This window comes from Nitrobacter winogradskyi, from assembly GCF_006539545.1.
Taxonomy (GTDB): Bacteria; Pseudomonadota; Alphaproteobacteria; order Rhizobiales; family Xanthobacteraceae; genus Nitrobacter; species Nitrobacter winogradskyi_A.
Window position 1 is genome coordinate 1 of record NZ_BJNF01000127.1, and the last position, 7,278, is coordinate 7,278.

3 protein-coding genes and 1 tRNA gene are annotated in these 7,278 nt (G+C 59.4%); 1 reads left to right on the top strand and 3 read right to left on the bottom strand.

The annotated features are described in order from the left end of the window. The coding region (locus tag NWI01_RS18200) for an autotransporter-associated beta strand repeat-containing protein (RefSeq protein ID WP_181410588.1) at positions 1-1,034 on the bottom strand (1,034 nt) is incomplete at its 3' end. 407 nt (positions 1,035-1,441) lie between these two features. Between NWI01_RS18200 and NWI01_RS18205 the strand changes: the two genes are divergently transcribed. After that, positions 1,442-1,515: transfer RNA gene (locus NWI01_RS18205), tRNA-Gln, on the top strand. A gap of 803 nt (positions 1,516-2,318) precedes the next feature. Here NWI01_RS18205 and NWI01_RS18210 read toward each other — a convergent pair. Next, the gene (locus NWI01_RS18210) at positions 2,319-5,453 is read right to left on the bottom strand and encodes a multidrug efflux RND transporter permease subunit (RefSeq protein WP_141385353.1); all 3,135 of its coding nucleotides are present in this window, start codon (positions 5,451-5,453) and stop codon (positions 2,319-2,321) included. Between the two features lie 106 nt (positions 5,454-5,559). Continuing rightward, positions 5,560-6,705 (bottom strand): efflux RND transporter periplasmic adaptor subunit, encoded by a 1,146-nt coding sequence (locus NWI01_RS18215; RefSeq protein WP_141385354.1) that lies wholly within the window; start codon positions 6,703-6,705, stop codon positions 5,560-5,562. Between the last annotated feature and the right edge of the window lie 573 nt (positions 6,706-7,278).

Consider the following 7,278-nt stretch of genomic DNA (forward strand, 5'->3'; position numbering starts at 1 on the left):
TTGATCGTGGTTGCGCCCGCATATGTATTATTGCCGGCGAGGGCCAGCGTTCCCGCGCCGATCTTGGTCAGGCCGCCCGGGCCGCCGATGTTCTGCGTTGTCGTGAAGATATTGCTCGCGCTGGCGATATCGAAACTGCCGCCGTTCATGCCAAGGGTGATGTTGCGCGCCGTTGAGCTGAAAGCATTTCCGGTGATTCGCAGCGCGCCGCCGTTGAGGGTCAGCGCGCCTGAGGATGCGCCGAGATGGCCGTTGTTCGATACCGACAGCGTGCCGCCGGATATCGTCGTGCCTCCGGTATAGTTGGTGGTGCCGGACAGTGTCAGCGTGCCAGTGCCGACCTTGATCAACGATGCATTGGAGCCGGAGGCTGCCTGCCAAAGCTGGCCTGAGTAACTCGTCGACTGATTGTTGCCGCCGATGGTTAGCGATTGATTGTGTCCACTGAACTGAACCCGCCAACCTGTTCCGCTCAACGATCCCAAGGACACGGCATGGTTGTTGCCGAGTATCAGCAGGCCATTGTTGGTGTTCAGATTGAATGCCGCCAGACCACCGCTCGAAGCGTCGTTAAAATCCATCTGAGCGGTGCCGGTCAGGTTCAGGACGACATTCGCGTCCATAGAGGTGTTATTGCGCATTATCAGGCCGGCGTTATTCAGGTTGATGGTCTGGACCAAACCGGAATTGTTGACGATGCCGGCGCCATGTAATCCGAAGCCAGTGGGCGCCGGACCCATGTTAAAGACAAAGGACGGAGCGCCAGCCTCAAATACAAGGGCGCCTGCGTTGCTTCCCTCGGTCGCCGATACTGTCGTGTTTAAAGCCGTGGCACCGAACAGGAGTTCTGTGACTGTTGAATTGGGGACCGCGGCGGGGTTCCAGTTGGAGGCCGTATGGTAATCGCTGTCCGTGCCGCCGATCCATACCGCCTGCGCTCTGGCTTCGTCGGCGAATGGCAGCGGCATGGCGCCCGCCATCACCGCGATGGCTCCCGCCGGCATCAGTCTGGCCAAGGCGGTGCTGCTCTTCATGATCCTGCGCCAGCGCGGCAAGGCTCGCGATTCTCCGCGAAAGCCCAGATTTATGCAACGCGTTACTGGTAAATGCCGGATTTTGTCGCCTGCCATTGCCTTTTCTTCGTCCCCTGCCGTTCACGTCAGGTTTCCCTGAACTCTTTAATTGTTCTTTCATTCTTATGGCCCAGCCAAAACCATAAGGACGACAAGAAAATGCCAGATACATTTCCGACGAGGCCGGTTTTCGGCTGTGCTGATGCAAAGAGGCAACATCGGAATTGAATCGATGCGGTGAAGAAAAAGGTCCGTAACCGTTCGCACGCTTGCCAAGTGAGGGAGCGAGCGGATAGAACGACCTGCATCTTCGTTGCGAAGCCACGATCTCGGCGATATCAAATAACGCCTTGGTGTCTTTCATCAATTGGGGAATGGTGTAACGGTAGCACAACAGACTCTGACTCTGTTTGTCTAGGTTCGAATCCTAGTTCCCCAGCCATCTCAATCATTACAATGGAATCGGTGAATTGGTGCCCGCGCAGGGCTGTGCGGCCGTCAGCACCGGTTGTCCCGGAGCAACTAGAGCCTCGCTTCTGATTGAATCAGAAGCGAGGCTCTAAATTATTGTTTTGACGCATTTTCTTGCGGCGAACCGGTATCCACTTCGCCGGAAAATGCTCTAGCGATAGCATTTGGGCGGCCACGAGAGGCTGGTGGCCTGCTTGAGTTCAGTTTTCAAGAGTTCAATAAACCATTGAATAAACGGCTTATTTGAATGATACGGGCGGAATTGTTTGTCCGGATCGGCCGACGTCTCGCGGCCATTTTCTCAATCCGCTGTCTTCATTTATTCAAGGTTCGGACGGCGACCTATGGAAAACCCTGGAGCCTTTTCACTTCTGACAGGATCAGAAGCGGGCGCTCTATGGTTTTGATATACCACGTTTTCTTCACACGAACCCGCTATCCCATCCTTGGGTTGAAGCTAAAGGGCATGCTTCGCTCGAAAACGCTATGGGTCGCCGTCCATCCCTATCGTGCATCATGTGCGATGCATCCCGGCGGACTTACTTTTGCGGGTGCTCACGGTGGTAAGCTGTCGTCTGACGCTGCCCATAAGCTAAAGCCAGCGAGAATATGGCGATGACGCCCGCAACCAACGCGGTCACTAGGATTGTTTCAGTTGGCATGTCGATCTCCCTTGTTGATTTCGACGGGCCGAGAATACATCTAGCTCAAATGTATGTTTTGCCATGGCGCAAAGACGCCATTTTCCTTGCATGATTGCCGCTGAAGCCGACGCTATTCAGCCGCTTCCTTGATCGAGGCGTGGCTCGAAAGGTTGCGATCACCGGTGTGGCCTGAACCGGACAGCCAGTTGGATAACTGGTCGAGATAGAGGTAGACGACCGGCGTGGTGAAAAGCGTCAAGGCCTGGCTGACCAGAAGCCCGCCGACCATCGCATAGCCGAGCGGCTGACGAATCTCTGACCCTGATCCTGTGCCCAGCATCAGCGGTACGCCGCCAAGCATCGCCGCCATGGTCGTCATCATGATGGGCCGGAAGCGGAGCAGGGCGGCTTTGCGGATGGATTCTTCCGGCGTGAGATGTTCCTCGCGCTCGGCCGCGATCGCGAAGTCGACCATCATGATGCCGTTCTTCTTGACGATGCCGATCAGCAGAATGATGCCGATCAGCGCGATCAGACTGAAATCGTAGCCGAACAGCATCAGCGTCGCCAGCGCCCCGACGCCCGCCGACGGCAGCGTCGACAGGATCGTGATCGGGTGGATGTAGCTTTCGTAGAGAATGCCGAGGATAAGGTAGACGACGACGAGCGCGGCGAGGATCAAGAGCGGCACCGTGCCGAGCGATTGCTGAAACGCCTGCGCCGTTCCCTGAAAGCTGCCGTTGAGGGTACCGGGCGTACCGAGCTCGCGCATGGCGTTATGAACGGCGGCCGTGGCGTCGCCGAGCGATGCATTCTCCGCGAGATTGAAGCTGATGGTGATGGCCGGGAACTGGCCCTGGTGACTGATCGACAGCGGCTGCACCGGCACCGTCGTCCAGCTGGCGAAAACCGAAAGCGGAACCTGCTCGCCGGTGAGCGGTGATTTGAGATAGATCCTGTCCAGCGTATCGAGCCTGCCCTGCAGTTCGGGCAGAATCTCAAGGATGACGCGGTAGGTGTTGAGTTGCGTGAAGTACTGCGCGACCTGTCTTTGACCGAAGGAATCATAGAGCGTGTCGGAGATCAGCTGAGGCGAGATGCCGTAACGCGACGCCGCGTCGCGGTCGATCGTCAGCGTCAGCGTGGTGCCGCCGGTCTGCTGGTCGGTGGCGACGTCTCGGAGTTCGGGCAGCGCCTGCATCTTCTCCAGCACCTTCGGCGCCCAGGTGTTCAATTCGTCCAGATCCGCATCCTGAAGCGTATACTCGAACTGCGTGCGGGTGGCGCGACCGCCGAGCCGGACGTCCTGCGACGCCTGAAGAAACTGCCGCGCGCCTTCCACCTGGTCAAGCTTTGGCCGCAGCCGCGCGATCACCTGCTGTGCGGACGCATCGCGCTCCGCGAGCGGCTTCAGCGTGACATACATGCGGCCGTTGTTGAGGGCGCTGCCGCCGCCGCCGATGAACATGGCGATGCTATGCACGGCGGGATCAGCCAGCACGATGCGGCCGAGCTCCTCCTGCTTCTTCTTCATTTCAGCGAAGGAGATGTCCTGCGCGGCCTCGGAGGTGCCGAGGATCATGCCGTTGTCCTGCTGCGGAAAAAAGCCCTTCGGTATAATGATGAACAGGTAGACCGACAAACCCAGCGTCACGAAGAACACCAGAAGCGTGGTCCGCCGCCAGCGCAGCACGAGATCGAGGCCGCGGCGGTAGGCGTCGAGCATGGCATCGAAACCGCGCTCGCTGAGCCGGTAGAGGCGGCCGTGCCGAACGCTGTCATGCCGGCGCAGGAAGCGCGCCGCCATCATCGGCGTCAACGTCAGCGATACGACGAGCGACACGAGGATCGCCATCGCCAGCGTGACCGCGAACTCCCGGAACAGGCGTCCGATGATGCCGCCCATCAGCAGCAGCGGAATCAGCACGGCGACCAGCGAAATGCTGATCGACAGGATCGTGAATCCGATTTCGCGCGCGCCTTTCAGCGCCGCCGCCATCGGCTCTTCTCCCTTTTCGACGTGGCGGCTGATATTCTCCAGCACGACGATGGCGTCGTCGACGACAAAGCCGACCGAGATCGTAAGCGCCATCAGCGACAGGTTGTTGAGCGAATAGTCGAACGGCCACATCAGCGCGCAGGCGCCGAGCAGGGCGAGCGGCACCGTGACGCTCGGGATGATCGTCGCCCAGAAATTGCGCAGGAACAGGAAGATCACCAGGACGACGAGCACGACGGTGATCAGCAGCGTGAACTGTACGTCCTCGACCGCCGCGCGGATGGTGGTGGTGCGGTCGCTGATGAGGTCGATCTTGATCGCCGGCGGGATCGCCGCGATCAGGCGGGGTAACTCCGCTTTGATCCGGTCGACGGTGTCGATGACATTGGCGCCGGGTTGCTTGAAAATGATCAGGAATACGCCGCGCTTGCCGTTGGCCCACGCGGCCTGCTTGTTGTCCTCCGGGCCCGTCACCGCCTGTCCGATGTCGCGGATTCGAAGCGGGGCGCCGTTACGGTAGGCGATGATGACGTCGCCCCAGTCCTTCGACAGGGTCAGTTGATCGTTGGCGTAGATCGTGTAGCTGCGTGTGCCGCCGTCGATGCTGCCTTTCGGACTGTTCACCGTGGTCACGGATATCTGGTTGCGGACATCCTCGAGCGACAGACCCTTGGCCACGAGCTTGGCCGGATCGATCTGGATCCGAATGGAGGGCTTCTGCTGGCCTCCGATAATAACCTGTCCGACGCCTGAAATCTGGCTGATCTGCTGCGCGAGCTGGGTGTCGGTGTTGTCGCTCACCGTGGTCAAGGGCAGGGTATCCGACGTCGCCGAGAGCAGCATGATGGGCGAGTCGGCGGGATTGACCTTGCGGTAGGTCGGTGGGCTCGGGAGGTTTTTCGGTAGCTGGCCGCCGGCGGCGTTGATGGCGCGCTGGATGTCGTTGGCCGCCCCGTCGATGTTTCGGTTGAGGTCGAACTGCACCGTGATCGACGTCGATCCGATCGAACTGGTTGACGTCATCTGCGCGACGCCGGGAATCTGCGCCATCTGCCGCTCGAGCGGCTGCGCCACCGATGACGCCATGGTTTCGGGGCTCGCGCCCGGCAGGTTCGCCTGGATCTGGATGGTGGGGAAATCGACCTGCGGCAGCGGCGCCACCGGAAGCAGCGGGAACGCCACCAGGCCGATGAACAGGATACCCGCCATCAGTAGTGATGTTCCGATGGGATAGCGAATAAACGGCGCGGATAGGCTGTCGTTCATCCTAGTGTCCCGAATCCGAATTACGGCTCATTTGCAGGACTTTCTCTCGCGAACTTCGGATTCGAAAAGAACACTAAAGTCTGTTTCAACTACGTTGAATCAGACTTTAGTCGTCCGATGACCCGGAGCTTGCGAGCGTTTCGGTGACGACCGATCCCGGTTGAACCCGGTACTGTCCGGCGACAATGACGCGTTCTCCCGGAGCAATCCCTTTCTCGATGATGGTTTCGCCGTCGATCGACTTGCCGACCGTGATCCTGCGAAACTCAGCCTTGTTGTCCTTGTTGACAACGTAGGCATAGAGTCCGTCGGTTCCATGCTTGATCGCGTCATCGGGAGCCACGACGGCATCCTTCGCGGTGGACACCAGCAGACGGGTCGAAACCGATTGGCCCGGCCACAGGACGTGATCCTTGTTCTCGAAAACCGCCTTGAGGCGGATGGTCCCGCTCGCGGTATCGACCTGATTGTTGATCAGCATCAGCATTCCCTCGGAAAGCATTCTCTTGCCGTCGGGGGAATACGCGATCGTCTTCGGTGAACCGGCTGCGATGGCGTCCTTGATTTGCGGCAGCTGGTTTTCCGGCGCGGTGAAGATCACGGCGATCGGCTCGATCTGCGCGATGGTGACGATGCCGGTCTGGGTTGAGGCATTGACGATGTTGCCCCGGTCGACAAGACGAAAACCGGTGACGCCCGCGATCGGCGCGCGGATGCTGGTATAGTCCAGTTGGGTCTGCGCATTGACAACCGCGGCTTCGTCCGCAGCGATCTGCGCGGTCAACTGCTTCACCATCGATCGCTGGGTGTCGGTCTGCTTCCGCGTCGCGAATTCGCCGAGCTTGGTATAGCGTTGCAGGTCGAGTTCGGCATTGGACAGATTGGCTTCATCCTGCGCCTTCTTGGCCTTGGCCTGGTCGAGCGTCGCCTGGTAAGGCCGCCGATCGATATGGGCGAGCAGGTCGCCTTTCTCGACCAATTGCCCCTCCTTGAAGGCGATCCGCTCGATCTGGCCATCGACACGCGTGCGGACCACGACGGTGTTGAATCCCTGCACGGTTCCAAGGCCGGTCAGATAGATCGGGAAATCACCTTTTCGTACGGTTGCGATCTTGACCGGAACCGGCGGAGCCTGTGCCGCGTCGCGGGACGGGCCGTTGTGCGTTCCCGCGCCGTGCCACAGCGCGTAGCCGGCCACCACGGCGATCGCCGCGCCAAGGAGTGTCCAACCGGGAACTCGCGATCGGGGCATGAGGACTCGGGCCTGGATAAGGCTTCAAAACTTCGAAAAAGGGCGCGTGGCCGTGGTATATGCGTGCATGCTCGCTGTAAACACACCATCCCTTGAAGTCCTGAACAATCGGAAAGCTTTAGGAAGGCGTCGCCTGTCCCTGTTGAGGGTCTTTATAGGCGCCGTCCGGGTGCGCGGCTTCGTGCCGGCTATTGATATTGGGCCCGAGGATCGGACAGCTTGAGGGATTCCGCGGGATGAGACGTTTAATAAGATAAGAAATGTTGATCGAACGGGGTCTCAGGCTTTGCGGCCGGGGAGAGGTCGTCAGGAGTGTTTCCCGAACTTCACGATAGCGAACGGAAAGGCGCACGCTGCCTCTCGGGGGATCTCGTGACGCGGGCGGCCCGGGTTCCATCTTTATTTCCGGCTGCGGGGCATGTTAGGGGCGCCCCTTCATGCAGCCTGCTTTTTCAATCTGGGTTTCAAAGACTCCATCGGATGCTTCGGCTGGCATCATGAGACCGGCTGATGATCCTGGAATGGTTAACCAGCATTTATGACCTTGTTTTTCATTAGGCCGGGGTGAACGCG

Excerpts from the sequence above, each read along its gene's own strand:
- NWI01_RS18210 (WP_141385353.1), bottom strand. The coding sequence starts at position 5,453 with ATGAACGACAGCCTATCCGCGCCGTTTATTCGCTATCCCATCGGAACA.
- NWI01_RS18215 (WP_141385354.1), bottom strand. The coding sequence starts at position 6,705 with ATGCCCCGATCGCGAGTTCCCGGTTGGACACTCCTTGGCGCGGCGATC.